Source organism: Micromonospora alfalfae (assembly GCF_022230925.1).
GTDB lineage: Bacteria > Actinomycetota > Actinomycetes > Mycobacteriales > Micromonosporaceae > Micromonospora > Micromonospora alfalfae.
Genome location: NZ_JAKKFH010000004.1, coordinates 105212 through 131222 on the forward strand (window position 1 = coordinate 105212; position 26011 = coordinate 131222).

At 70.8% G+C, this 26011-nt stretch carries 24 protein-coding genes; 15 read left to right on the plus strand and 9 right to left on the minus strand.

The window, feature by feature from the left end:
• Positions 1–1167 (plus strand): glutathionylspermidine synthase family protein, encoded by a 1167-nt coding sequence (locus MED01_RS02670; protein ID WP_238666945.1) that lies wholly within the window; start codon positions 1–3, stop codon positions 1165–1167.
• A gap of 18 nt (positions 1168–1185) precedes the next feature.
• Positions 1186–1773 carry a CGNR zinc finger domain-containing protein gene (locus MED01_RS02675; RefSeq protein ID WP_238666946.1) on the plus strand — a complete coding sequence of 196 codons (588 nt, stop codon included), beginning with the start codon at positions 1186–1188 and terminating at the stop codon, positions 1771–1773.
• 31 nt (positions 1774–1804) lie between these two features.
• Here the strand turns inward: MED01_RS02675 and MED01_RS02680 are convergent, their stop codons facing one another.
• Together MED01_RS02680 and MED01_RS02685 are read right to left on the minus strand one after the other, a co-directional pair.
• Positions 1805–2611 (minus strand): sugar phosphate isomerase/epimerase family protein, encoded by an 807-nt coding sequence (locus MED01_RS02680; RefSeq protein WP_238666947.1) that lies wholly within the window; start codon positions 2609–2611, stop codon positions 1805–1807.
• 75 nt (positions 2612–2686) lie between these two features.
• Positions 2687–3631, minus strand: a complete 945-nt coding sequence (locus MED01_RS02685; RefSeq protein ID WP_238666948.1) for a Ppx/GppA phosphatase family protein — start codon at positions 3629–3631, stop codon at positions 2687–2689.
• 80 nt (positions 3632–3711) lie between these two features.
• Here MED01_RS02685 and MED01_RS02690 point away from each other — a divergent pair, with 80 nt between their 5' ends.
• A complete protein-coding gene (locus tag MED01_RS02690; RefSeq protein WP_238667161.1) occupies positions 3712–4509 on the plus strand; it encodes a DUF3109 family protein in 798 nt (265 codons plus the stop codon).
• A 271-nt stretch (positions 4510–4780) separates the two neighbouring features.
• Here the strand turns inward: MED01_RS02690 and MED01_RS02695 are convergent, their stop codons facing one another.
• Positions 4781–5464 carry a response regulator gene (locus MED01_RS02695; RefSeq protein ID WP_030329696.1) on the minus strand — a complete coding sequence of 228 codons (684 nt, stop codon included), beginning with the start codon at positions 5462–5464 and terminating at the stop codon, positions 4781–4783.
• 24 nt (positions 5465–5488) lie between these two features.
• The gene (locus MED01_RS02700; RefSeq protein ID WP_238666949.1) at positions 5489–6772 is read right to left on the minus strand and encodes a sensor histidine kinase; all 1284 of its coding nucleotides are present in this window, start codon (positions 6770–6772) and stop codon (positions 5489–5491) included.
• A gap of 204 nt (positions 6773–6976) precedes the next feature.
• On the opposite strand from MED01_RS02700, the gene phoU reads away from it, so the two are divergent.
• Complete coding sequence (gene phoU / locus MED01_RS02705) at positions 6977–7630, plus strand: phosphate signaling complex protein PhoU (protein ID WP_238666950.1); 654 nt, start codon at positions 6977–6979, stop codon at positions 7628–7630.
• A 65-nt stretch (positions 7631–7695) separates the two neighbouring features.
• Here the strand turns inward: phoU and MED01_RS02710 are convergent, their stop codons facing one another.
• Positions 7696–8463, minus strand: coding sequence for a phosphoglyceromutase (locus MED01_RS02710; RefSeq protein WP_124817985.1), 768 nt, complete (start codon positions 8461–8463; stop codon positions 7696–7698).
• Positions 8464–8615: 152 nt separating this feature from the next.
• Here MED01_RS02710 and MED01_RS02715 point away from each other — a divergent pair, with 152 nt between their 5' ends.
• Positions 8616–9896: an MDR family MFS transporter gene (locus MED01_RS02715; protein WP_238666951.1), complete on the plus strand. Its 1281-nt coding sequence runs from the start codon at positions 8616–8618 to the stop codon at positions 9894–9896.
• 74 nt (positions 9897–9970) lie between these two features.
• Positions 9971–11266, plus strand: coding sequence for an MFS transporter (locus tag MED01_RS02720; RefSeq protein ID WP_238666952.1), 1296 nt, complete (start codon positions 9971–9973; stop codon positions 11264–11266).
• A 365-nt stretch (positions 11267–11631) separates the two neighbouring features.
• On the opposite strand, the gene MED01_RS36280 is transcribed toward MED01_RS02720, so the two are convergent.
• From MED01_RS36280 to mshA, 3 genes are all read right to left on the minus strand, one after another.
• Complete coding sequence (locus MED01_RS36280; RefSeq protein ID WP_443677137.1) at positions 11632–12603, minus strand: hypothetical protein; 972 nt, start codon at positions 12601–12603, stop codon at positions 11632–11634.
• 460 nt (positions 12604–13063) lie between these two features.
• Positions 13064–13579, minus strand: a complete 516-nt coding sequence (locus MED01_RS02735; RefSeq protein ID WP_112605262.1) for a type III secretion system chaperone family protein — start codon at positions 13577–13579, stop codon at positions 13064–13066.
• A gap of 105 nt (positions 13580–13684) precedes the next feature.
• On the minus strand, positions 13685–15049 hold the full coding sequence (mshA, locus tag MED01_RS02740) for a D-inositol-3-phosphate glycosyltransferase (protein WP_238666955.1): 1365 nt from the start codon (positions 15047–15049) through the stop codon (positions 13685–13687).
• Positions 15050–15254: 205 nt separating this feature from the next.
• Between mshA and MED01_RS02745 the strand changes: the two genes are divergently transcribed.
• Complete coding sequence (locus tag MED01_RS02745) at positions 15255–16016, plus strand: SDR family oxidoreductase (protein ID WP_238666956.1); 762 nt, start codon at positions 15255–15257, stop codon at positions 16014–16016.
• Between the two features lie 237 nt (positions 16017–16253).
• Positions 16254–17042 carry a class I SAM-dependent methyltransferase gene (locus MED01_RS02750; RefSeq protein ID WP_238666957.1) on the plus strand — a complete coding sequence of 263 codons (789 nt, stop codon included), beginning with the start codon at positions 16254–16256 and terminating at the stop codon, positions 17040–17042.
• A gap of 154 nt (positions 17043–17196) precedes the next feature.
• Here MED01_RS02750 and MED01_RS02755 read toward each other — a convergent pair whose 3' ends face one another.
• Positions 17197–18234, minus strand: a complete 1038-nt coding sequence (locus MED01_RS02755; RefSeq protein WP_238667162.1) for a UDP-N-acetylmuramate dehydrogenase — start codon at positions 18232–18234, stop codon at positions 17197–17199.
• A gap of 114 nt (positions 18235–18348) precedes the next feature.
• Here MED01_RS02755 and MED01_RS02760 point away from each other — a divergent pair, with 114 nt between their 5' ends.
• From MED01_RS02760 to MED01_RS02790, 7 genes are all read left to right on the plus strand, one after another.
• The gene (locus MED01_RS02760) at positions 18349–19107 is read left to right on the plus strand and encodes a maleylpyruvate isomerase family mycothiol-dependent enzyme (RefSeq protein ID WP_238666958.1); all 759 of its coding nucleotides are present in this window, start codon (positions 18349–18351) and stop codon (positions 19105–19107) included.
• Positions 19108–19335: 228 nt separating this feature from the next.
• The gene (locus tag MED01_RS02765) at positions 19336–20640 is read left to right on the plus strand and encodes an ABC transporter substrate-binding protein (protein WP_238666959.1); all 1305 of its coding nucleotides are present in this window, start codon (positions 19336–19338) and stop codon (positions 20638–20640) included.
• Between the two features lie 73 nt (positions 20641–20713).
• Entirely contained in the window at positions 20714–21694 is a 981-nt protein-coding gene (locus MED01_RS02770; RefSeq protein ID WP_238666960.1) for a carbohydrate ABC transporter permease, read from the plus strand.
• Complete coding sequence (locus tag MED01_RS02775; protein ID WP_238666961.1) at positions 21691–22524, plus strand: carbohydrate ABC transporter permease; 834 nt, start codon at positions 21691–21693, stop codon at positions 22522–22524. The genes MED01_RS02770 and MED01_RS02775 overlap by 4 nt, the downstream gene beginning before the upstream one ends.
• A complete protein-coding gene (locus MED01_RS02780; protein ID WP_238666962.1) occupies positions 22521–23933 on the plus strand; it encodes a GH1 family beta-glucosidase in 1413 nt (470 codons plus the stop codon). The genes MED01_RS02775 and MED01_RS02780 overlap by 4 nt, the downstream gene beginning before the upstream one ends.
• 18 nt (positions 23934–23951) lie before the next feature.
• Complete coding sequence (locus MED01_RS02785; protein WP_112584215.1) at positions 23952–24959, plus strand: LacI family DNA-binding transcriptional regulator; 1008 nt, start codon at positions 23952–23954, stop codon at positions 24957–24959.
• A 143-nt stretch (positions 24960–25102) separates the two neighbouring features.
• Positions 25103–25999, plus strand: coding sequence for a GNAT family N-acetyltransferase (locus tag MED01_RS02790; RefSeq protein ID WP_238666963.1), 897 nt, complete (start codon positions 25103–25105; stop codon positions 25997–25999).
• Positions 26000–26011: the final 12 nt, after the last annotated feature.

Sequence of the window (26011 nt, forward strand, 5' to 3'; positions counted from 1 at the left end):
ATGCGCCGCGAGACGGTCACGCCCCGCCCCGACTGGGACGCCACCATCCGGTCGCAGGGGCTGGTCTACGTCGACACCGAGCTGCCCGACGGCGGGATCATGTCGTACTGGGACGAGACCGCCGCGTACGCCTTCGACCTGGACGAGGTGCTGCGGCTGGAGGAGGCCACCGAGGAGCTGCACCGGATGTCGGTGGCCGCCGCCGAACACGTGGTGGCGCAGCGCCGGTACGCCGAGTTCGGCATCCCGGAGTGGGCGGCCGAGGCGGTGGCCCGGTCGCTGCGGGAGACGCCGCCGACCCTGTACGGGCGCTTCGACCTCGCGTACGACGGCACCTGGCCTCCGAAGATGTTGGAGTACAACGCGGACACCCCCACCGCGTTGGTCGAGGCGAGCATCATCCAGTGGTACTGGCTGGAGCAGACCCGGCCGGAGCTGGACCAGTGGAACAGCCTGCACGAGCGGCTGGTCGGCGCCTGGGCCAAGATCGGGGCCGGGCTGCACGACCCCCGGGTGCACGTGCTCTGGTCGAACGAGGAGGAGTCCGGCGAGGACCACATGACCGCCGGCTACCTCGCCGAGACCGCCCGGCAGGCCGGCCTGAGCGTCGAGCTCCAGCCCATCCAGGAGATCGGCTGGGACGGCCGGCGTTTCGTCGACGCGGACGACAACCCGGTGACCACCTGCTTCAAGCTCTACCCGTGGGAGTGGATGCTGGCCGAGCCGTACGGGCCGGCGGCCCTGGCCCCGGGCACCCCGACCACCTGGATCGAGCCGGCCTGGAAACTGCTGCTCTCCAACAAGGCGCTGCTCGCGGTCCTCTGGGAGCTGTACCCGGGCCACGAGTACCTGCTCCCGGCGTACCTCGACTCGCCGCGCGGCATGCCGGAGTACGTCGCCAAGCCACTGCTGGGCCGCGAGGGTGGGTCGGTACGCATCGTCACCGCCGATGAGGAGATCACCAACCCGGGGATCTACGGCGACGAGGGCTGGTGCTACCAGGAGTTCCGGGCGTTGCCGCAGTTCGCTGGCAACCGGATGGTGCTGGGCAGCTGGATCGTCGACGGCGAATCGGCCGGCGTGGGTGTGCGGGAGAGCGCGAGTCTGATCACCGACGGCTACGCGCGGTTCCTGCCGCACTACATCGACGCGCCGCGCACCCGCTGAGTCGTCTACCGTTGGGGTGTGAACTTCGACGCGTACGCCCGGACCGGCGTTGACCTGGTCAACGCCCGCCTGGACGACCTCGACGACCTGCGGGCCCTCTTCCCCGACGAGAACGCCTGGATGCGCGACGAGGTCGCGGACCGGGACGTGGCGATTTTCCGCCGGGCGCAGAAACGGTTGCGCGACGTCTTCGAGTACGGCACCTCGGGGCGGGACGCCCAGGCGGTCACCGAGCTGAACACGCTGCTCGAGGCGTTCCCGGTGCAGCCGCGCATCTCCGGGCACGACTCCAGCGACTGGCACATGCACGTGACCAGTCGGGGCGCCTCGGTCAGTGCCGAATACCTGGCCGGCGCGGTCTGGGGGCTGTCGGTCTGGCTCTGCGAGTACGGCAGCGCCCGGTTCGGGGTCTGCGCCGACGAGCGGTGCGGCAACGTCTACCTGGACACGTCGTCCAACTGCTGCCGGCGGTTCTGCTCGGAGCGCTGCGCCACCCGCTCGCACGTCGCCGCGCACCGGGCCCGTAAGCGGGCGGCGGTCGGCGAGCAGGTGACCGTCGCCCAGCAGCCGACCTCCGCCGCCGATTCCCTCTCACCGGTCAGCTGACACCGCCACCGCCCGATCTCGGGCGGACGGGTCAGGCGTCGACAGGTGAGGACGTGGGCAGGTGCTGGCGGGCGAACTCCAGCGCGGCGCGCAGGTCCGCCTCGCGCACCGCGCGGCTCTTCGCGCCCCGGGTGGCGACCTCCACCGCCACCGCCCCGGTGAAACCCCTGCCGGCCAGCGAGGAGAGCAGCTCCCCGCAGGGCTGGGTGCCGCGCCCGGGCACCAGGTGCTCGTCGCGGCCCTCGCCGGTGCCGTCGCCGAGGTGCACGTGCGCCAGCCCGGCGCCCATCCGGTCGGCCATCTCCAGGGGGTCGCTGTGCGAGGCCGCGCAGTGCGACAGATCAAGGGTGTACGACGGGTAGCCGGCGTCGGTCGGGTCCCAGCCGGGCACGTACGGGACGAACTGCCGGCCCGCCATCCGCACCGGGTACATGTTCTCCACAGCGAAGCGCAGCCCGCTGAACCGGTCCGCGACGGTGGCCAGACCCTCGGCGAAGTTGCGGGCGTAGTCGCGCTGCCAGGTGAACGGTGGGTGCACCACGACGGTCGGCGCGCCCAGCGTCTCGGCCAGCTCGGCGGCCTTGCGCAGGCGCTCCCACGGGTCCGGGCTCCACACCCGCTGGGTGACCAGCAGGCAGGGCGCGTGCACCGAGAGCACCGGCACGTCGTAGTGCGTGGAGAGGCCGCGCAGCGCGCCCGCGTCCTGGCTGACCACGTCGGTCCAGACCATCACCTCGACGCCGTCGTAGCCGAGCGCCGCGGCCAGTTGGAACGCCGCCGCGGTCGGCTCGGGAAAGACCGACGAGCTGGACAGGAGCACTGGCACGCGGGAAGTCACATCAGTCAGCGTAGCCCGGCAGCGCCGGGGGCATCGTGACGAGCGCCGGCAAACCGACCGGAAACGGCCACCTGATCAGATCGGCTCCAGCTGATCGAGTCGGCGGAGGATGACACCCTCCCGCAGCGCCCAAGGGCAGATGTCCAGCGAGTCCAGATCCAGGCGGCGCATCACCGCCTCGGCGACCACCGCACCGGCCAGCAACTGGTGGGCCCGACCCGCGCTGACCCCCTCCAGCTCCATCAACTGCGCCGGTGGGATGTGCCGGATGAAACTGATGACCTGCCGCAAGCCGGCCCGGGTCAGGCTGCGTCGCACCCACAGCCCGGAACCGGACGGGGCCGCCCCGGCCAGTCGGGCCAGGGTCCGGAACGTCTTCGAGGTGGCCACCGCCCGACCCCAGCCCACCTCGGTCATCTGGTCGACGACCTTGTCCAGCCGGCCGTCCACGTACTCCCGGAGCTTGTCGACGGCCTCCGCCGACGGCGGGGCCGCACTGGCCGGATCGACCCCCAGCCGCTCGCGGGTCAGTCGACCGGCTCCGAGTGGCAGGGAGACCGCCACGTCCGGGTCCTCGTCGATGCCGGCGGCGATCTCCAACGAGCCGCCACCGATGTCCAGCACCAGCAGCCGGCCCGCCGACCAGCCGAACCACCGCCGTACGGCCAGGAACGTCATCCGCGCCTCGTCCGCCCCGGAGAGCACCGCAAGGCGTACGCCGGTCTCGTCCCGGACCCGGGCCAGCACCTCGGCCGCGTTTGTGGCATCGCGCACCGCGGACGTGGCGAAAGCGATCAGGTCGTCGGCCGCCAACCCGGTGGCCGCCGCCTTGGCCATGCCCACCGCCTTGACCAGGCCGTCCGCCCCCGCCTCGGTCAGCGCGCCGTCGGGGCCGATCTGCTCGGCCAGCCGGAGCACCACCTTCTCGGAGTGCGCCGGCCACGGGTGCGCGCCGTGGTGCGCGTCCACCACAAGGAGATGCACCGTGTTGGATCCGACGTCGAGGACACCCAGTCGCATGCTGAAGACCCTAGGCGCAACACGTTTGCGCGGCTCACCGGCCTGCGGCGGTCACCGCGCGTACGCTGGGCCGAGTGACGATGGAGCTCCGTGTGCTGGTGGACGACCCGGGTGACCCGCGCAGTCGCGAGGTGCCCCTGGACTTCCCTCGGGAGTGGATCGAGTTCACCGACCCGGCCGACGAGACGCACCTGATCCGGGCCGACCTGACCTGGCTGCTCTCCCGCTGGACCTGCATCTTCGGCAAGGGCTGCCACGGCATCATCGCCGGCCGGGCCGCCGACGGTTGCTGCTCGCACGGGGCGTTCTTCACCGACTCGGACGACGAGAAGCGGGTCCGCAACGCCGTCAAGCGGCTCAGCCCGTCGACCTGGCAGCACTTTCGGCGCGGGTTCAAGAACTGGACCGACGAGGACACCATCGACGGCAAGAACCCGGCCCGCCGCACCGCCACCCAGGGCCCCGACGGTCCGTGCGTGTTCCTCAACGACGCCGACTTCGCCGGCGGTGGCGGCTGCGCCCTGCACGCCCAGGCGCTGCGCGACGGGGTGCACCCGTTGGAATACAAGCCGGACGTCTGTTGGCAGCTGCCGATCCGCCGCGATCAGGACTGGGTCAAGCGGCCGGACAACAGCAAGGTGCTGGTCTCCACCCTGTCCGAGTTCGACCGGCGGGGTTGGGGAGCCGGCGGGCACGACCTGGACTGGTGGTGCACCTCCTCGACGGACGCCCACGTCGGCACCGAGCCGATGTACCTGTCGTACGGGCCGGAGCTGACCGCGCTGATCGGCGCTGCCGCCTACGAGCGGCTGGCCGAGCTGTGCGCGATCAGGACGAAGCAGGGCATGATCGCCCCGCACCCCGCAGACGAGGTCTAGCGATCGGCGGCGAGAAAGCAGCGCTTCAACGGCCGCAGACAAAGAGCCGGGGGCCTCGGTTGGAACTCCTTTGGAGCTGACTCGTTTACGGCATCGGCGCTACGACGTCGCTGGATGACTCGCTTACGGCATCAGCTCCAAAGGACCGCACCAACGAACTCGCTTCCCCCGGCGGGCAGGTGGTTCAGCTCTCTGAACGTGCTCGCCTGAGCAAGGGCGGACAGCCCGAAGGGGGCCTGCGCCGAGCGCAGACCCCCTTCGGGTACGCCGATCACGGCTCGAACTTGTAGCCCAGACCCCGCACTGTGACGATGAAGCGCGGCGCGGAAGGCTCCGGCTCGATCTTGGAGCGCAGCCGCTTGACGTGCACGTCAAGCGTCTTGGTGTCACCGACGTAGTCGGCGCCCCAGACCCGGTCGATGAGCTGGCCACGGGTCAGCACCCGGCCCGCGTTGCGCAGCAGCAGCTCCAGCAGTTCGAATTCCTTCAGCGGCAGCTGCACGGCCCCGCCGTCGACTGTCACCACGTGCCGCTCGATGTCCATCCGCACCGGCCCGGCGGCCAGCGTCGGCGCACCCGCCTCGGCCACCTCCGGGCTCTGCCGGCGCAGCACCGCCCGGATCCGGGCGACCAGTTCCCGCGGCGAGTACGGCTTCGTGACGTAGTCGTCGGCGCCGATCTCCAGCCCGACCACCTTGTCGATCTCGCTGTCGCGGGCGGTGACCATGATGATCGGAACGGCGGAGCGCTGCCGCAACTGCCGGCAGACCTCGGTCCCTGACATCTCCGGCAACATCAGGTCGAGCAGCACGATGTCGGCGCCGGTCCGGTCGAACTCGGTGAGGGCGTCGGTGCCGGTCGCGGCGACCGAAACCTCAAAGCCCTCCTTACGGAGCATGTACGACAAGGCGTCGGAGAACGACTCCTCGTCCTCGACCACCAGAACGCGGCTCAACGGGGATTTCCTTTCCATCTGCTGTCAGACCTGCCGTAGCCCAGTCGGACCGGACTCGATCCCAACCGGCGGCAGTGTCGCCAGGAGGTCGTCCGGTGGACTGGCGGGCAGCCGGAGGGTGAACGTCGATCCACCACCAAGAGTGCTCGACACCTCGACCCGTCCGCCATGGTTGCTCGCAATGTGTTTCACGATCGCCAGGCCGAGCCCGGTGCCGCCGGTGGCACGCGAGCGGGCCTGGTCGGCCCGGTAGAACCGCTCGAAGACCCGGTCCACGTCGGTGGGGGCGATACCGATGCCCTGGTCGGCGACGGCGACCTCGACGTGCTCGTCGTCGCCGCTGAGGGTCACCCGCACCGTGGTGTCCTCGCCCGAATAGTTGATCGCGTTCTCCACCAGATTCGCCACAGCAGTGGCGAGCTGGGAGTCGCTGCCGTACGCGGTGAGCCCACGCGCCCCTTCCACTGTCACTGTGACACCGCGGGCGGAGGCAGTGGTGCGGGTCCGGTCGACCACCTCGGCGATCACCCAGTCCAGGGCGACCGGCTCCGGTGGCGGCTGTGGCTCAGCCCCCTGCAACCGGGTCAGCTCCAGCAACTCCTGCACCAGCCGACCCAGCCGGGTCGATTCGTGCTGGATCCGTTCCGCGAACCGGCGGGCGGCCACCAGGTCCTCGGAGAGGTCGGGCGCAGCGGCGTCGGCCGGCTCGGTGGCGTCCAGCAAGGCCTCGGCGAGCAGTTGCAGGGCCCCGATCGGGGTCTTCAACTCGTGACTCACGTTGGCCACGAAGTCGCGTCGTACCCGGGTCAGCCGGTGCGACTCGGTCACGTCGACCGCCTCGACCGCGATGAAGCCGTTGCCGAGACCCATCGCCCGCAGGTGCACGCCGAGCGGGTTCTCCCCCGCGCTGTCGCGACCTCGGGGCAGGTCCAGCTCGATCTCGCGTCGCACGCCGGTGCGTCGTACCTGGCCGGCAAGGGTACGGATCAGCGGGTGCGCGGCGATTGAGCCAGGGGTGCTGCCGGTACGCAGCAGCCCCATCGCGCGGGCGGCCGGGTTGATCAGCACGGGGACGTCGTCGTTGTCCAGAACCACGACACCGGCCCGGAGTGAGTCGATCGTCCGGCGGCCGAGCCCGGCCTGCTGCTCGTCGGCTATCGCGGGCCTCCCCCTGCTCCAGCGGAAGCTGACGCTCCCCGTCGACGTGGAGTGACCGTTCCGCCTCGGCAGGAACCGGGGCAGCAGCAGACCGGCGGCCATCCCGGCCACCAACGCCAGGGCCACCACGACCGCCACCGCCCACTCCACCCGGCGATCGTAGGGTCATTGTTAACCTGGCTACCACACAGAACGGGACGAACTACCCTCACTTACGGAAGTGTTCACCCCCACGTCTGGCGTCGTTCACCGTGGTTCATCCGGGATCCGTCCACGCGCCCTACCGTTGGCGTCGCACCTGCTCAACCCCCTGCGCCGGCACCCGTCGGCGGCGACCGACCACAGGACGTGATGATGCGCGACGAGTTCCGGGCCGACCTCCAGATCGTCAGCCAACTGCTGGTGGACATGGCGGAGGGCGTCCGCGCCGCCATGCGCCAGGCCACCCGGGCCCTGCTCACCGCCGACCGGCAGGCCGCCGAGACGGTCATCGAGCGGGACGCCGAGATCGACGACCTCTACCGGCACGTCGAGGAGCGGGTCTGTGACCTGCTCGCCCGACAGGCGCCGGTCGCCTCCGACCTCCGGGCGATGATCACCGCGCTGCACGTGGCAGCCGATCTGGAGCGGATGGGCGACCTCGCCGAGCACGTGGCGAAGACAGCGCTGCGCCGGCACCCCTCCCCCGCCGTCCCGGCCGAGCTGCGGACGGTCTTCACCGAGATGTCCGAGATCGCCGACCGGATGGCCGTGAAGATCGGTTCGGTGCTGGCGAAGCCCGACGCCGATCTCGCCGGCGAACTGGACCGCGACGACGACGCCATGGACGAGCTGCACAAGAACCTGTTCGCCGTGCTGCTCGGTGACGACTGGCCGTACGGGGTGGAGACGGCCATCGACGCCACCCTGCTGGGCCGCTTCTACGAGCGCTTCGCCGACCACGCGGTAAACGCCGGCGAGCACGTGATCTACCTGATCACCGGGGAGAGCGCGCCCAGCGGCAACTGACCGGCAGGGAAAGGGCCCCTCGCCATCGCTTCCCGCGATGACGAGGGGCCCCCTCTTCTGGTGGCTCAGCGCCCCTGGTTGGCCACCGCCGCGGCGGCTGCCTTCGCAGCGGTCGGGTCGAGGTAGGTGCCGCCCAGGGTGAGCGGGCGCAGCTGCGGGTCGAGGTCGTAGCGCAGCGGGATGCCCGTCGGGATGTTCAGCTTGGCGATCGCCTCGTCGGAGATCTGGTCGAGGTGCTTGACGAGGGCGCGCAGCGAGTTGCCGTGCGCGGCCACCAGCACCGTCCGACCGGCCAGGATGTCCGGCACGATCGAGTCGTACCAGTAGGGCAGCATCCGGTCGACGACGTCCTTGAGGCACTCGGTGCGCGGCATCAGCTCGGTCGGCAGCAGCGCGTAGCGCGGGTCACCCACCTGCGACCACTCGTCGTTGTCGTCGATGGGCGGCGGTGGCGTGTCGTACGACCGGCGCCAGAGCATGAACTGCTCCTCGCCGTACTCGTCGAGGGTCTGCTTCTTGTCCTTGCCCTGCAGGGCGCCGTAGTGGCGCTCGTTGAGCCGCCACGACCGGCGCACGGCGATCCAGTGCCGGTCGGCGGCGTTGAGCGCCAGCTCGGCGGTGCGGATCGCACGGCGCATCACGCTGGTGTGCACGACGTCCGGCAGCAGGCTGTGCTCGCGCATCAACTCGCCGCCGCGCCGCGCCTCGCCCTCGCCCTTCTCGGTCAGGTCGACGTCCACCCAGCCGGTGAAGAGGTTCTTGGCATTCCAGTCGCTCTCACCGTGTCGCAGCAGGACCAGCGTCCCGACGGTGGGCCCTTCGCTCGCAGTCATGCGGGTCATCCTGCCTCAACCGCCAAGCGGACACGCGGGCAGCCGTCGTGACGACCACCACGTGAAAAAGCTGATGACCAGCGGATCCGGCCGCCACTAGGGTTGTAAGGCACGCCAGTCACATCGGTCATTACTTGCAAGCGGGGCGCCATATGCGGACGATGCGGAGTTGGTTCCGGGACACCACCGGCGGCCTACCGACCACCTTCTGGTACCTGTGGTCCGGCACTCTGATCAACCGACTCGGCTCGTTCGTCCTCGTCTTCCTCGCCATCTACCTGACACAGGAACGTGGCTTCTCGGCCTCGCAGGCCGGCCTGGTGATCGGCCTCTGGGGCGTTGGCGGGGCGTTCGGCACGACCGCCGGCGGCACTCTGGCCGACCGGTGGGGCCGCCGGCCGACACTGCTCACCGCCCACGTGGGCGCGGCGGTCATGATGCTCGGGCTCGGGCTGGCCCGGGATCTCTGGGCGGTGGCGCTGGGCGCGCTGCTGCTCGGCATGTTCGCCGAGGCGGCCCGGCCCGCGTTCGGGGCGATGATGATCGACGTGGTGCCGGCGAAGGACCGGCTTCGCGCCTTCTCGCTCAACTACTGGGCGATCAACCTCGGCTTCGCCTGCGCCGCCGTCCTCGCTGGCCTCGCCGCCCAGGCCGACTACCTGCTGCTGTTCGTGGTCGACGCGGCCACCATGCTGATCACCGCGCTGATCATCTTCAGCAAGGTGCCGGAGACCCGACAGGCCGGCCCGGCCGCCGACGTCACGGCAGCGGCGGCTCCACGTGGCGCGCTGCGCACGATCCTCACCGACCGGGTCTACCTCGGCTTCGTGGCACTCAACCTGTTCGCCGCGCTGGTGTTCCTCCAGCACATCTCGATGCTGCCGATCGCGATGGGCGACGACGGCCTGAGCCCCGCCACGTACGGCTCGGTGATCGCGCTCAACGGCATCCTCATCGTGGTCGGACAGCTCTTCGTGCCCCGACTGATCCGGGGCCGGAGCCGCTCACACGTGCTCGCGCTGGCATCCGTGGTGATGGGCGTGGGATTCGGGCTGACCGCGTTCGCCGGCACCCCGTGGTTCTACGGGCTGACGGTGCTGATCTGGACGGTCGGCGAGATGCTGAACTCGCCCTCCAACTCCACGCTGATCGCCGAACTGTCCCCGGCCGAACTGCGCGGTCGGTACCAGGGCGTGTTCTCCCTCTCGTGGCAGATCGCCGGGGCCAGCGCGCCGATCCTCGGTGGCCTGGTGCGTGAGCACGCCGGTAACGACACCCTCTGGTACGGCTGCGCCGCGCTCGGCCTCCTGACCGCCGTGGCCCACCTGGTGTCCGGGCCGGCCCGGGAACGGCGCGCGACCGCGCTGCGCCGCTCCGGTGAGGCACTCGCACCGGCCACCGCGTCCCGTGCGCCACAGCCCGCCGAGGCGTAATGAGTGGCGCGGCGGTGCCGGAGTTCCTACTGTGCAGTGGAAACAGTTAACAATCTAAACTGTCGGGAGGTCGGGTGCACGCCCTGCGGCGCTGGTGGCACGACACCGCAGGCGGACTACCCGCCACCTTCTGGTACCTCTGGGCCGGCCTGCTGATCAACCGGGCCGGCGCGTTCGCCATGCTGTTCCTCTCGCTCTACCTCACCGACGTACGCGGCGCGAGCGAAGGGCTGGCCGGCACCGTGGTCGGCGCGTACGGGGCCGGCGGAGCGGCCGGAGTGCTCCTCGGCGGGGTGCTCGCCGACCGGTGGGGACGCCGGGCGACCCTGCTCGCCGCACACCTGGCCACTGTCGGCCTGATGGTGGCGCTCGCCTTCACCCGCCCCCTGCTGCTGATCGCGATGCTCTCCGCGCTGATCGGCGTGGTCCACTCGATGCCCAGCCCGGCGTTCGTGGCGGCGATCGTCGACGTGGTGCCCGCCGAACGCCGCTCGCGGGCGTTCAACCTTCAGTTCTGGGCGTTCAACCTCGGCATGGCTGTCGCCTCGCTGCTCGCCGGGGTCCTGGCCGAGGCCAGCTTCACCGCGCTGTTCCTTGTCGACGCGGGCGCCACACTGACCGCCGCCGCCGTGATCGCCTGGAAGGTGCCCGAAACCCTGCGGCTGACCCGACCAGCGGCAGGCCCACCGCCCGTCACAGTCGCGGCACCGAAATCCATCCGGGCCCGTCGGCCCGGACTGCACACGGCGCTCACCGACCGCACCTTCCTGGTCTTCGTCGGGCTCACCTTCGTGCTCGCCGTACTCACCATGCAGACGTCGACCATCATGCCGCTGGCAATGCGCGCGGACGGCCTCGGACCATCGGCGTACGGGCTGGTGGTGGCGCTCGGCGGCGCGCTGATCGTGGTCGGGCAGTTGTTCGTGCCCCGGCTGATCGACAGGCACCGCAAGCATGTGGTGCTGTCCGCCTCCACGGCGCTGCTCGCACTCGGTTTCGGGGCGCTCGCCATCGCCGACGAACTCGCCATCTACCTGGGTGCCGCTGTGATCTGGACGGTCGGCTCGATGCTCGCCGCCCCGCCCAACGCGCAGATCAACACGGACCTGGCGCCACCGCAGCTACGAGCGCGCTACCAGTCGGTCTTCTACCTGACGTTCCCAGCCGCGGCGTTCGTCGCGCCCACCCTCGGCGGGGTGAGCCTCCAGCACCTCGGCGACCGGCACTGGTTGATCGTGGGCGGGCTGGGTCTGCTGGCCGCGCTCGGACACCTGCTCGCCGGGCCACCCCGGGAGCGGCACGTCGCCGCCCTGCGCCGGGTCGTCGACCCGGAGCCGACGGCCCCCGCAGACCGCGTACCGGTCGGCTAACCGACGCAAAGCGCCCACCACGTCCCTGAGGTCGTGGTGGGCGCTCGCCGGCGGGGCCGGCGGCGGCGGGCAACACTCACCCCCGTAAGCATCGCCCGCTCACGCCGCCGGTCCAAACAGGTGGGAACCGTCCCCCAACGGTTATTCCACCCGTCCCCTCGCGCCTCGTCTGGTGCGCGGATCTGATCGATCCGCCGCTCCCCCGAACGTTTCCAAACGTGGCGCGGTGCAATAAAGCTAGTTCGCCCGGATTCTGGATTCAACCCAGAACGGCTGTCTCGCCGGTCACAACTGGCGAGTATCCGCTGCTCCGGCCTCGTCCGTTGGCAACAGCTGGGTACCCGTCGGCCATTCCCGCAAACACCTCAACCGTCTTCCCGATCGGGTGACTCGGTCCGGAAGAAGCTGCTCTGGCGGCCGTTCCGCAACTGCTCCTGATAAATCAGGTTCAGCCGCCGCAGGTCAAACGTGTAGAACCACTCATCCCAGGTGATCTCGCGAATCCGGCTGCTTTCCCGGTATCCGGGAATGTTGAAGGTCAACACACCCGCCCGGCCATCCCGCTCGGTGCCGGCGATGGTCGCCGGCCTGGCCCCGCGTTCCCGGGCCCACCGCTGGATCACCTCGTGGTTCGCCGTGATCAAACTCCGTCCCGGCCGCTCCGGTCGGTCACTGATCGACGAGATCACCTGCGAACTGCGGACCGACCGCCCCGTACCCCGTCCGGTCCGGATCCCGCCGGCCGCCGTCGCGCCACCGGTCGACGGCGTCAACGTGCGCTTCGCCGCCGTGCTCTTCGCCGGTGCTGTGCGCTTCGCCGTCGTACGCTTCGCCGCCGTGCTCTTCGCCGGTGTCGTGCGCTTCGCCGCCGCACTCCTGGCCGGTGTCGCGCGCTTCGCCGCCGGCCGCGCCGGTGCCTTCTTCGCCGGCGCCTTCCGCGCGGGTGCCGTACGCGCCGTCGCCGTCTTGCGGGCCGCCGTGGTCTTCCGCGCCGCCGCGGTCTTGCGGGCGGCGGTGGTCTTCCGGGCGGCGGTGGTCCTGCTCGCGGCCGTGGTCTTGCGGGCGGCCGTCGACGTCGCCGCTGTGGTCCTCTTCGCAGCGGTCGCCTTCTTCGCCGGCGCCCTCTTCGCCGCCGCCGTCGACTTCCGCCCGGCGGTCGCCTTCGTTGCGGCGGCCCGCTTCGCGGGCGCGCTCTTGTTCGCCGGCGCGGCCTTCGCGCGGCTCGACGCCGGCCTGGCCGCCGACTTCTTGGTGGCGGCGGCACGACCCGCCGACGCCCTGGTGCCGGCGGCCCGGCCCGACGGGCCGGTGCTGCTCCGACCCGCGCCGGCCCGCATCGAGCGCACCAACTGTTTCACCAGCTCCGGCTTGCGCAGTGCGGAGATCCCGGAGACCCCGCGTTTGCGCAACTGCCCGCGGATGTCGTCCACCCGCATCCGGGAAATCTCCGACTCGGAGACTCCGGGCGTTCCCGGCGTCTGGTTGCCGGCCTGTCGCTTGGTCCTGGTCGCAGTCGCGCCGCGACCTGAGCTGTTCCGCTGAGCCATGGGACGCTCCGCTCCTTGGCACTCCGTCATCGGCGCGCGGGGGTCCCTTGCCGCACCGCGCGGTGCGGCATACCCGTCAGGAGCACTCCGAACCACAGTCAACTCGCCATGGTCGTGCTGGAACCAGGATCGAGTGGCATCGCCGCGTCGGCGACACCACTACTTCCTGGTTCGAGCACGATCTTCCGGCGGGGGCGGGCGCGGGGGCGGCGCGGGCGCGGGCACCGCTTGCCGGCGCGCGGGCCCGGGATCAGGTCGGGTCGGGGCCGGCGCCGGAGGGCTCGAAGAGGTGGGCGAAGGCGGCCAGGTTGGCTGTCGACTCGCCCCGCTTCACCCGCCACTCGTACTCCCGCCGGATCGAACTGCCGAAGCCGATCTCCAGCATCGTGTCGAACGACTCGTCGGCGTACGTGAGCACCGCGCCGAACAGTCGATCCAACTCGTCGGCGTCCACGCCGGCCGGGTTGACCCGACCGGTCAGGTACACGTCGCCGACCGCGTCGGTGGAGAAGGAGACCCCGTACATCCGGGCGTTGCGCTGCAACAGCCAGGCCCACAGCTCCTCGCGGCGCTCGTCCGGCTGACGCATCACGAACGCTTCGATCCGCAACGCGTGCTCGCCGACGATCAGGTTGCAGATCGTCTTGAGCTTGTGGGTGCCCGGCAGCGTCACCGCGTACGAGCCGGGGCCGGTCGACTCCCAGGCCAGGTCCCGCTCGGCACAGACCGACTCGATCAGGGTCGCAAGATCGCTCTTCGGGCTCACCGGACCCACTCTACGACCGACCCGGCTCGCGCACCGGGTGACGACGGGCTCCCCCCCGGGTCACCAGGAACAGGAGAGCGCCGGGCCACCCGCGCTCCCCCCGGGTCACCAGGAACAGGAGAGCGCCGGGCCACCCGCCAGGTCGGCAGCGAGCCGGGCACGGTGCCCGGCGATCGCCTCGCCGTAGACCCCGAGCAGACCGGCGACCGTACGGTCCCAGGAGAAGTGCCGGGCGTGCTGCTCGGCGCCTCGGGCCAGCACCGAGCGCAGCGCCCGGTTCGGCAGCAGGTCAGCCATCGCACGGGCCCAGTCGACCGGGTCGTGACCGTCGATCAGCACCCCACTGACCTGGTCCCGGACGGCGGTGACCAGCCCTCCGACGGCGGCGGCCAGCACCGGCGTACCGCAGGCCTGCGCCTCTAGGGCGACCAGCCCGAACGATTCGTTGTGCGACGGCACCGCGACCAGGTCCGCCGCCCGGAACAGGGCCGGAAGGTCGTCCCCGGTGAGCGGCGGCAGGAACCGCACCCCGTCGCTGACCCCGAGCTTGGCGGCCAACTCGATCAGGGCGGTCGGCCGATCCAGCCCACTGCCGCTGGGCCCGCCGCAGATCACCACCGTCACCTGATCGGCCAACGCCGGATCGCGCTCACGCAACGCGGCGATCGCGCGGATCAGCACGTCGGGGGCCTTGAGCGGCTGGATCCGACCGACGAAGGCAACCACGTACCCGTCGACTGGAAGCCCCAGCCGGCGACGGGTCTGGCGGGCCGCCGCGGACCTGTCGCCCGGCGCGGGCCGGAACCGGGCCAGGTCGACACCCGGCTGCACGACGGACACCCGGGTCGGATCGGCGTCGTACCGGTCGAGTAGGTCGCTGGCCTCGAACCGGGTGTTGGCGACCAACCGGTCCGCCTCGGCGACCACCTGTTCCTCGCCGATGACCCGGGCCTTGGGCTCCGGCCTGTCACCGGCCGCGAGCTGGGCGTTCTTGACCTTCGCCAGGGTGTGCGCGGTGTGCACCAGCGGCACCCCCCAGCGCTCCTTGGCCAGCCAGCCGACCTGGCCGGAGAGCCAGTAGTGGGAGTGGATCAGGTCGTAGTGGCCGGGCGGACGGGACGCCTCGGCGCGCAGCACCCCCGCGGTGAAGGCGCAGAGCTGACCGGGCAGCTCCTCCTTGGTGAGGCCCTCCAGGGGGCCGGAGGTGATGTGCCGAACCTGCACTCCGGGCGCCATCTCGACCACCGGGGGAAGGTCACCGGCGGTGGCCCGGGTGAAGATCTCCACCTCCACGTTGGCCTCGGCGAGACGCCGAGCCACTTCGAGGATGTAGACGTTCATTCCGCCGGCATCACCCGTGCCGGGCTGGTGCAGGGGGGAGGTGTGTACCGACAGGGTGGCGATGCGGCGCGGCCGGGGCCACGGCTGGGCACCTCGCTGACGCCCGACACCGGTGTGCATATCCGCCACATCCGCTCCTTCTTCACGGTTGATGCCGTCTCGCACGACCGGCGCTTCTCGGTCAACCTGTACGCCGGATGTCATCTTCCCCATCGGGCGTCGGAAATTCCCCGGCGCGGCCCCCCGGCGTGACGGACCTCATCACCGAACGCCCGCCAATGGCCGCCGTACGCCCGCTCGGGGCGGGTCGGACGCCCGCTGTGACAATGGCCTGATGACCTCAGTCGCCATCGTCACCGGAGCGTCCAGCGGGATCGGCGCGGCCACCGCCCGCCGGCTCGCCGCCGAGGGGTTCCACGTGCTCGCCGCCGCCCGCCGCGCCGAACGGCTCACCGACCTGGTCGCCGAGATCACCGCCGCCGGCGGGCAGGCCACCGCCGTCACCTGCGACATCACCTCGGACGAGTCGGTGGCCCGGCTCGCCGAGGCCGCCGCCCAGGCACCCGGGCCGGTCACGCTCCTGGTCAACAACGCCGGCGGAGCGCGCGGGCTGGACCCGGTGGAGTCCGGCTCGGTCGCCGACTGGCAGTGGATGTACGACGTGAACGTACTCGGCACCCTGCGGGTCACCCAGGCGCTGCTGCCGGCGCTGGAAGCCTCCGGCTCCGGCACCATCGTGGTGGTCTCCTCCACTGCCGGCCTGACCGTGTACGAGGGTGGGGGCGGCTACACCGCCGCGAAGCACGCGCAGACCGCCATCGCCGGCACGCTCCGCCTGGAGCTGTGTGGCCGGCCGCTGCGAGTCATCGAGATCGACCCGGGCATGGTGAAGACCGACGAGTTCGGGCTCGTCCGCTTCGAGGGCGACGCGGAACGGGCAGCCGCCGTCTACGCAGGGGTGCCGGGGCCACTGGTCGCCGAGGACGTCGCCGACTGCATCGCCTGGTGCGCCACCCGTCCCGAGCACGTCAACATCGACCGGCTGGTGGTCCGGCCCCGGGCACAGGCCGCCCAGCACAAGGTGCACCGGGTCTAGGGCCTGTTTCATGAGGGCGGTCGAGCCGAGGCGGAGTCCGGGCGGCGACCCGGCAAGGCGCGGGTTTGGTCCGGATACCGGTGTCGTATCCGGACCAAACCGCAACGCCGCCGGTCGTCGTCCGGGCCCGCCGGAGGCCGGCCAGTTCTTATGGAACAGGCCCTAGCAGTGCTGCGCGAGGAGTGAGCCGGGTTTGCGAGCCCGCAGTCGCGAACGGAGATTGACCTTGAGGTCGACATGAGCCCCGCGGCGCGGCGGCGGCCGTTCGGCGTGGTCACACGCGGCACGACGAACCCGAACCGCCTCCGTCGGGTGGACAACTGGATCGTCGCCACCTGCGCCGACCGGCTGTTGGCGGCGGACGACCCGCTGGTCGTCGACCTCGGCTACGGCGCCACCCCGGTGACCGCTGTGGAGTTGCGCGCTCGACTGGCCGCCGGGGTCCGTCCGGACGTACGGCTGGTCGGGTTGGAGATCGACGCCGCCCGGGTGGCCGCCGCGGCGCCGGCCGCCGACCCACCCGGGCTGACGTTCGCCAGGGGTGGGTTCGAGTTGGCCGGGCTCCGGCCGGTGCTGGTCCGCGCGTTCAACGTGCTGCGACAGTACGACGAGAGCGAGGTGGCCGAAGCCTGGCAGACGATGATCGCCGCGCTCGCCCCCGGCGGAGTGCTCGTCGAGGGCACGTGTGACGAGTTGGGGCGGCTCGCCAGTTGGCTGCTGATCGACGCCGACGGCCCGCAGACGCTGACCCTGGCCGCGAAGCTCACCACGCTGGGCAGCCCCGCCGAACTGGCCGAGCGACTACCCAAGGCACTGATCCACCGCAACGTTCCCGGTGAGCCGGTGCACGGGCTGATCCGCGCCCTGGACGACGCCTGGCAGGCCGCCGCCCCGTACGCCACCTTCGGCCCCCGCCAACGCTGGCTGCACGCGGTGACCCGCCTCCGCGAAACGGGCTGGCCCATCCTCGGCAACCCCACCCGCTGGCGCCAGGGCGAACTAACCCTCCCCTGGCCCCTCCCCTAACGGACCCCACAGGCCCCATGCCCACCACGCCGATCTTGCACTTTCGGTCGTTGATTCGCCCCTGTTGTGGCCGTTATGTCCCCGCAGAAACTGCAAGATCGCGGGGGCAGGGATGGGGGTGGGGTGGGGTGGGGTGGGGTGGGGTGGGGTGGGGTTAGAGGGTGCAGTTGATGAGGACTGGTTCGGGGTGCAGGGTTACGCCGAAGCGGGCGTGGACCTGATCGCTGATGGTGCGGGCCAGGGTGAGCAGGTCGCTGGTGTGGGCGGTGCCGCTGCGGTTGGTCAGGGCCAGTGTGTGCTTGCTGGAGATGGCCACTCCACCCTCGCCGGGGTGGCCCTTGGCGAAGCCGGCCTTGTCGATCAGCCAGGCAGCGCTCACCTTGACCAGGCCGTCCGCCCCTGGCCAGGCGGGCGGGTCGCCCAGCTCGGCGGAGCGTTCCAGGAGCTGTTCGTACGTCCCGCGGTCGAGCACCGGGTTGGTGAAGAAGGAGCCGACCGAGCGAGTGTCCGGGTCGGTGGCGTCGAGCACCATCCCCTTGCCCGCCCGCAGCCGCAGCACCACCGCTCGGGCGTCGGCCAGCGGCACCTGCTCGCCCACCTCGACACCGAGGGCTCGGGCCAGTTCCGCGTAGCGCACCGGCCCGGAGAGCGGGGACCTGGCGAGTCGGAAGTCGACCGAGAGCACCACCCAGCGGTCCATGTACTTGAAGATGCTGCCCCGGTAGGCGAAGCCGCATTCGGCTGCGGGGATGACCTGGCGGGTGCCCTCGACCCGGTCGTACACCTCGACGCCGGTGATCGTCTCGGCGACCTCCTGGCCGTACGCGCCGACGTTCTGGATCGGGGTGGCACCGGTCGAGCCGGGGATGCCGGACAGGCATTCGAGCCCGGCCCAGCCGTTGGCGACAGTGGCGGCGACCAGGTCGTCCCAGGGCTCGCCGGCGTCGACCCGTACGGTGACCGAGGTGGCGTCCTCGGCGATGACCCGCATGCCACGGGAGCGCACCAGCACGACGGTGCCGGGGAAGCCGGCGTCGCCGATCACCACGTTGCTGCCCCCGGCCAGGATCAGGACCGGCTCCGCTGCGGCGCGTACCGCGTGGACGAGCTCGTCGGCACTGCCGGCGGCCACGATCCGCTCGGCCGGCCCACCCGTTCGGAGGGTGGTGTAGCCGGCGAGTGGACCGGGGATGGCACGATCGGCGTCGGTTGTCGGCTGGGCGGAGGCGTCTGGCACGCCCTTCACCTTAGGCTGACAAGTAGCCGTGGCACCCACTGGTCGCCCGGCACCCCCGGGAGGATGGCGATGAGCAGACTGCAGGGCAGCAAGGATTTCTGGATCGGGGCGCTCCGGACGGAGGGTCCGGCTTTCGCGGCAGCGGTGGCCGAGGCGCCGCCGGAGACACCGGTGCTGTCCTGTCCGGGCTGGACGGTCAACGACCTGACACTGCACATGGCTGGTCTCTACCACTGGGTTTCGTCGTTCGCCGGTTCCGGCCAGACCGGCCAACCGCCTCGGCGGGAGAAGATCGAGGCTGACCCGGGCGTGAACGCGCTCCAGTTGTGGCAGCAGGGTTACGACCGGGTGATGACCGTCTTCGACGGGCTCGATCCCGAGGCACCGGCCTGGAACTGGGCTCCGCAGCCGAAGAAGGCCGGCTTCTGGCCGCGTCGGATGGCGCACGAGACGGCTGTGCACCGCTGGGACGCCCAGCTCGCCATCGCGGCTGGCGATCCGGTGGAGGCGAAGCTCGCGGCCGACGGGGTGAGCGAGGTGCTGGACACCTGGCTCCCGGCGGGCCGGCGGCAGGTTCCGGGTACCTGGCACGGGGTCGTGCAGCTCTGCGCTACCGATGCGGCCCAGGAGTGGTATCTGCGGTTGCGCGGCGAGGGGGTGGCGCTGCTCGACACCGCGACCATCTTCGACCACGACGATCACCACGCCCGCGCCCAGGTCAGCGGCACCGCGAGCGACCTGCTGCTGGCGCTCTGGGGTCGGGTGAGCTTCGAGACGCTGGACGTCGCCGGTGACCGCACCCTGTTGGACGGTCTGCGCACCGGCTGACCGACCGACAACGAACGAGGGCGTCACCCCGGCGGGGGTGGCGCCCTCGTCGATGTTGGGGCATCCCCGTCTACCGGGCGACGCCGCCCCGGCGAGCGTTCATCACGGGAACGCAACGCTGAGAGAGCGCTCTCTTGACAGTGCGTTGGTGACCCACCACAGTGTCGTGAGAGCGCTCTCTTAGCCATCTGCCATCACCCCGCCCGCCTTGAGAGAGGTCGATAACCAATGGCTGTCATCCCGCGCCGCCGCCTCGCCGCAGTGGCCCTCGTCGCCGCCACCGCCCTGCTCGTCACCGCTGGCTGCGGCGGCGGTGACGAGCCGGGCGACGGACCGGTCACCCTGACCGTCGACGTCTTCGGCCAGTTCGGCTACGAGCAGCTCTACCAGGAGTACATGACCGCGAACCCCGGCGTGAAGGTCGTCGAGCGCGGTACCGGCACCAACCTCGACGAGTACTCGCCGAAGCTCACCCAGTGGCTCGCCGCCGGCCGGGGCGCCGGCGACGTGGTGGCCATCGAGGAGGGCCTGCTTGTCGAGTACAAGGCCAATCCCGGCAACTTCGTCAACCTGCTGGACCACGGCGCCGCCGACCTCAAGGGCAACTTCCTCGAGTGGAAGTGGAACGCCGGTCTGACCGCCGACGGCAAGCAGCTCATCGGCCTCGGCACCGACGTCGGCGGCATCGCCATGTGCTACCGCAAGGACCTCTTCCAGAAGGCCGGCCTGCCCACCGAGCGGGAGGCGGTCTCGAAGCTCTGGCCCACCTGGCCGGACTACATCGCCACCGGCGAGAAGTTCGTCGCCGCGAAGACCGGCGCGTCCTTCCTCGACGGGGCGACGAACACCTTCAACACCATCCTGTTGCAGACCGCCGGCAACACCTCCGGCTACAGCTACTACGACACCAGCGAGAAACTGGTCGTGGACAGCAACCCGGCCGTGCGGCAGGCGTGGGACACCACAATGGACATCGTCGACTCGGGCCTCTCCGGCAAGTACGGCTCCTGGTCGGAGGAGTGGGTCTCCGCCTTCAAGCAGTCGAAGTTCGCCACCATCGCCTGCCCCGCCTGGATGACCGGCGTCATCGAGGCCAACGCCGGCACTGGCGCCCAGGACAAGTGGGACATCGCCCGGGTGCCCGGCAACGGCGGCAACTGGGGTGGGTCGCACCTCGCCGTGCCCAAGCAGAGCAAGCACCAGGCCGAGGCGATCAAGCTGGCCAAGTTCCTGACCAGCGCCAAGGGGCAGATCGGGGCGTTCAAGGCCAAGGGTCCGCTGCCCTCCTCGCCGCAGGCGCTCGACGACCCGGCGATCACCGGCGCGACCAACGCGTACTTCTCGGGGGCACCGGTCGGCGCCATCTTCGGCACCGGCGCGAAGAGCCTGAAGCCGGTCTACATGGGCCCGAAGAACCAGGCCGTCCGGACCGAGGTGGAGAACGCCGTACGGACCGTGGAGCTGGGTCAGCGCAGCCCCACGCAGGGCTGGACCGACGCGGTGACCAACGCGAAGAAGGCCGCCGCCAAGTAGCCCAACCAGCGTGCGTGCGGGCGGGCTCCGACGACCGGAGTTCCGCCCGCAGTGCGGAAAGGAGTTCCCGGGCATGACCGTCCAGCTCGACGCCCGCCCGCCGGTGGCACCGGCGCCCCAGCGTTCGCCAGGCCGGCTCAGCCGGCTCGACACCCGGTACTCGCCGTACCTCTACGTCGCCCCGTTCTTCCTGATCTTCGGCATCTTCGGGGCGTACCCGCTGGCGTACACCTTCTGGGTCTCGCTGCACGACTGGGACCTGCTCGGAGCCGACCACCCCTTCGTCGGGGCGGAGAACTACACCCGGCTGCTGGCCGACGCGGACTTCTGGCACGCGCTGGTGAACACGCTGGGCATCTTCGTGATCTCCACGGTGCCGCAGTTGCTCGCCGCGCTCTGGCTGGCCAACCTCCTCAACCGGGGCCTGCGCGCCCGCACCGGCTGGCGGATGGCGGTGCTCGTCCCCAACGTGACCTCCACGGCCGCGGTGGCGATCGTCTTCGGGGTGCTCTTCGGCCGCGAGTTCGGGATGATCAACTGGATGCTCGACCTGGTCGGGGTGGACGCCATCGGCTGGAAGTCCAACCGGTTCGCCTCCTGGGTGGCCATCTCCGCGATGGTCGACTGGCGGTGGACCGGCTACAACGCGCTGATCCTGCTGGCCGCGATGCAGGCCATCCCCCGCGACCTGTACGAGGCCGCGGCGATCGACGGCGCCGGCCGGGCCCGGCAGTTCTGGTCGGTCACCGTGCCGCTGCTCAAGCCGACGATCATCTTCTGCACCATCATCGCCACCATCGGCGGCCTGCAACTCTTCACCGAGCCCCGGATGTTCAACTCCGGCACCAACCCGATCCGCGGCGGACCGCTGCGCGAGTCGCAGACGCTGACCATGTACATGTTCGAGAACGCCTTCGCCCCGCACTACAACTTCGGGTACGGCTCGGCGGTGGCCTGGCTGCTCTTCGCGCTCATCGCGATCGTCGCGGCCGTCAACGTGCTGCTCCTGCGCCGCCTCGGCGGGGACCGACCGCAGAAGGGAGCGGCACGATGAGCCGACTCTGGCGGGCCAGCCCGCTCACCTACCTCGCCCTGGTCGTCGCCGCCGGCCTGTCGGTCTTTCCGATCTGGTGGATGTTCGTCGTCGCCAGCCGCAGCAACGACGCGATGGGCCAACTGCCACCCCCGGTCACGCCCGGCGGCAACCTGGGCGCCAACATCGCCCGGCTGTTCGACAACCCCGACGCGTACTTCCTGACCGGTCTGATCAACTCGGCGATCGTGGCCACCACTGTCACCGTGTCAGTGGTGTTCTTCTCCAGCCTGGCCGGGTTCGCCTTCGCCAAGCTCAGGTTCCGTGGCCGCAACGCGATGCTGCTGGTGATCATCGCGACCATGATGGTGCCGACCCAGCTCGGCGTGATCCCGCTCTACCTGCTCATGACCAAGCTGCAGTGGAACGACCGGCTGCCCGCAGTCATCGTCCCGGTGCTGGTCACCGGGTTCGGAGTGTTCATGATGCGGCAGTACGCCGGCCAGGCGGTCAGTGACGAGCTGATCGAGGCCGCCCGGATGGACGGTTGTGGCACCGCCCGGATCTGGTGGCACGTCGTGCTGCCCGCGCTGCGCCCGGCCGCCGCCGTCCTCGGCCTGCTCACCTTCATGACCACCTGGAACGACTTCCTCTGGCCGTACGCTGTACTGAACGATCCGGCGAATCCGACGGTGCAGCTGTCCCTACGAGCGCTGTCGGACGGGTACTACCAGGACATGTCGCAGGTGTTCACCGGAACGGCCATCGCGACGCTGCCCCTGCTACTGGTCTTCGTGTTGTTCGGCCGGCAGATCATCGGCGGAATCATGGAAGGTGCGGTCAAGGCGTGAACGAGCGGAGCGAGCCAACCAACCGGTCCAGCAACGAGATCCGGTTTCCCGAACACTTCCTCTGGGGGGCGGCCACCGCCGCGTACCAGATCGAGGGTGCGGCCCGCGACGACGGTCGCGGACCGTCCATCTGGGACACCTTCAGCCGTACGCCCGGCAAGGTGTACCAGGGCCACACCGGCGACGTCGCCTGCGACCACTACCACCGGTACGCCGACGACGTGGCGCTGATGGCCGAGCTGGGTCTGCGGGCGTACCGGTTCTCCGTCGCCTGGCCGCGGATCCAGCCCGACGGCACCGGCCCGGCCAACCCCCGTGGGCTGGACTTCTACGACCGGCTCACCGACACACTGCTCGATCGGGGAATCGACCCGATCGTCACCCTCTACCACTGGGATCTGCCGCAGGCCCTCGGCGAGCGGGGTGGCTGGACCAACCGGGACACCGCCGAGCACTTCGCCACCTACGCCACGGCGGTGTACGCCCGCCTCGGCGACCGGATCGACGTGTGGACCACGCTCAACGAGCCGTGGTGCTCGGCCTACCTGGGTTACGCCAACGGCCTGCACGCTCCGGGTGAGCGGGATCCGGCGGCGGCCTTCACCGCCGTACACCATCTGCTGTTGGGGCACGGTCTGGCGGCGCGGGCGTTGCGCGCGGCCGGCGCACGCAGCGTGGGCGTCACTGTCAACCCGGCCGACGTACGCCCGGCCGACCCGCAGAGCGCTGCCGACGCTGCCGCGGTACGCCTGGTCGACGGCCTGCACAACCGGATCTTCCTCGACCCGCTGCTGGCCGGCGGCTACCCGGACGACGTCCGGGAGCACGTGGCACGGATCGTCGAGCCGACGTTCATCCGCGACGGCGACGAGAAGGTGATCGCCGCCCCGATCGACCTGCTCGGCATCAACTACTACGCCCCGAGTTACGTGGCCGGTCGGCCCGACGGCGCAGGCAACGGCGCGTATCCGGGCACCGAGGGCGCTGTGCACTTTTTGCCGCCGGCCGGGCCGCTCACCGACATGGGTTGGATGATCGAACCGGCCGGGCTCACCCGGCTGCTGGAGCGGATCGCCGCCGACTATCCCGGTGTGCCGCTGCTGATCACCGAGAACGGTGCGGCGTTCCCCGACAAGCCCGGCGCCGACTCGCCCGACGGCCCGACGCAGGTGATCGACGCCGATCGCATCGCCTACCTCGACGGGCACCTCCGCGCGGCGCACGAGGCGATCTCCCGGGGCGTGGACCTGCGCGGTTATCTCGTATGGTCATTCCTGGACAACTTCGAGTGGGCGGAGGGTTACCGCAAGCGGTTCGGGATCGTGCACGTCGACTACCTGACCCAGCGGCGCACACCGAAGGCCAGCGCCCGGTGGTACCAGGAGGTGATCTCCCGGAACGGGCTGTGACGAGCGGGGGAAAGCGCGATGACGACGGCGCAGCGGCCGACGCTCGAAGCGGTGGCAGCGCGGGCCGGGGTGTCCCGCGCCACCGTTTCCCGTGTGGTCAACGGGTCCACCACCGTCGCCGAACCGATCCGCGAGGCGGTCACCCGGGCGGTCGCCGAGTTGGGGTACGTCCCCAACCTGGCGGCCCGCAGCCTTGTCACCCAGCGCACCGACTCGATCGCCCTGGTCATGCCGGAGGCGGCCACCCGGGTCTTCTCCGACGACCAGGTCTTTCCCGGCATCATCCGGGGCGTCAGCCAGGAGTTGGAGGCAGCCGACAAGCAACTGGTGCTGATGCTCGCCGGCTCACCGGCCGGGCACCACCGGGTCGAGCGGTACACCACCGGCCGGCACGTCGACGGCGTGCTCTTCGCGTCGCTGCACGGTGCCGACCCGCTGCCCGGCACGCTGGCCCGACTCGGCATCCCGGTGGTGGTCAGCGGCCGGCCGCTCGGCGACGTGCCCGTCCCGTACGTCGACGTCGACCACGTGGCCGGGGTGACAGCGGCCGTCCGGCACATGATCGACAGCGGTCGTCGACGGATCGCGACAATCGCCGGGCCACAGGACATGGTCGCCGGGATCGAACGGCTCAGCGGTTACCGCAGCACTGTCGCCGACGCGGGGCTGCCCGAGCTGATCGCCATCGGTGACTTCACCCGGGAATCCGGGTCGGCGGCGATGCGCCGCCTGCTCGCCGAGCATCCCGACCTCGACGGCGTCTTCGCCGCCTCCGACCTGATGGCGCACGCCGCTCTGCGGACGCTGCGCGAGGCCGGTCGGCGGGTGCCCGACGACGTGGCGGTGGTCGGCTTCGACGACATCGAGACCGCCGCCTACACCGAGCCGCCGCTGACCACCGTCCGGCAGCCGATCGTGGAACTCGGCCGCCGGATGACCCGCCAACTGCTCAGGCTGGCCGCCGGGGAGAGCATCGAGCAGGCGGTCATGCTCCCCACCGAGCTGATCCGTCGCGCCTCCGCCTGACCGCGCCAGGCGGTTAATGCGTCGCTCGGGTCAGGCGATCCTGGTTAGCCTCGCCGACATGCCGGATCCTGTCGCACTGCTCAGCTGTCTCCACCAACTCGTCGAGGTCGAGGCCGTCGCGGCCGTACCGATAGGGGCCTGACATGCGGATACGTGAGGCGCGGCCGGACGACGCACCGGGCGTGGTGGCCCTGCGGGCGGCCGTCTACCCGTACCTGGTGCGCGGGGTCGAGTCGACCCGGAAGATGATCGCCGAGCCGGTACCGGGCAGGGACTGGGCCGCCTTCGTGGCCGAGGTCGATGCCCAGATCGTCGGATGGGTGACGGCGCAACGCAACGCTTCGACCTCTACGGCGGGTTTCGGTGACATCTCCCTGCTGCACGTGCACCCCGAGCACCGGCGGCGCGGCATCGGCACCGCGCTGCTGACGACCGCCAGGGGTCACCTCGCCCCGCTGGGGGTCCACCGGCTCCGCGCCTTCGCCCAGCCGGAGGCGCTGCCGTTCGCCAGTCAGCACGGCTACGAGCCCAGTCGCGAGCTGCGCTTTTCGGCGCTCGACCTGAATCCGGCACCCGCGCTGCCCGACCCGGCGCCAGGCGTACGGCTGCGTCCGATCGCGGAAATCGACCCGCACCGGCTCTACACGGCGGACGTGGTCGCGGCGCTGGATGAGCCGGGCGACGTACCGGTCGACTCGATTGGCTACGAGAACTGGCTGTACGACGTCTGGGACAACCTCGGCCTGGACAAGGAGGCCAGCACCGCCGTCGAGGTCGACGGGGAGGTGGCCGCGTTCAGCCTGGTGAAGCGGGACGGGGACCGGATGTGGTCGGACTTCACCGGCAGCGTCCCTGCGTACCGGGGACGGGGGCTGGCCCGGCTGGCCAAGACGGCGGCGCTGCACCGGGCCGCCGCGAACGGCGTACGCGTCGCGTACACCTCGAACGACGAGGCGAACGCGCCGATGCTGGCGATCAACGCCCGACTGGGCTACCGCCCGGTGGCAGCCGAGTGGTCCTGCTTGGCGGAGCTGACCTGACCAGACCAGCGG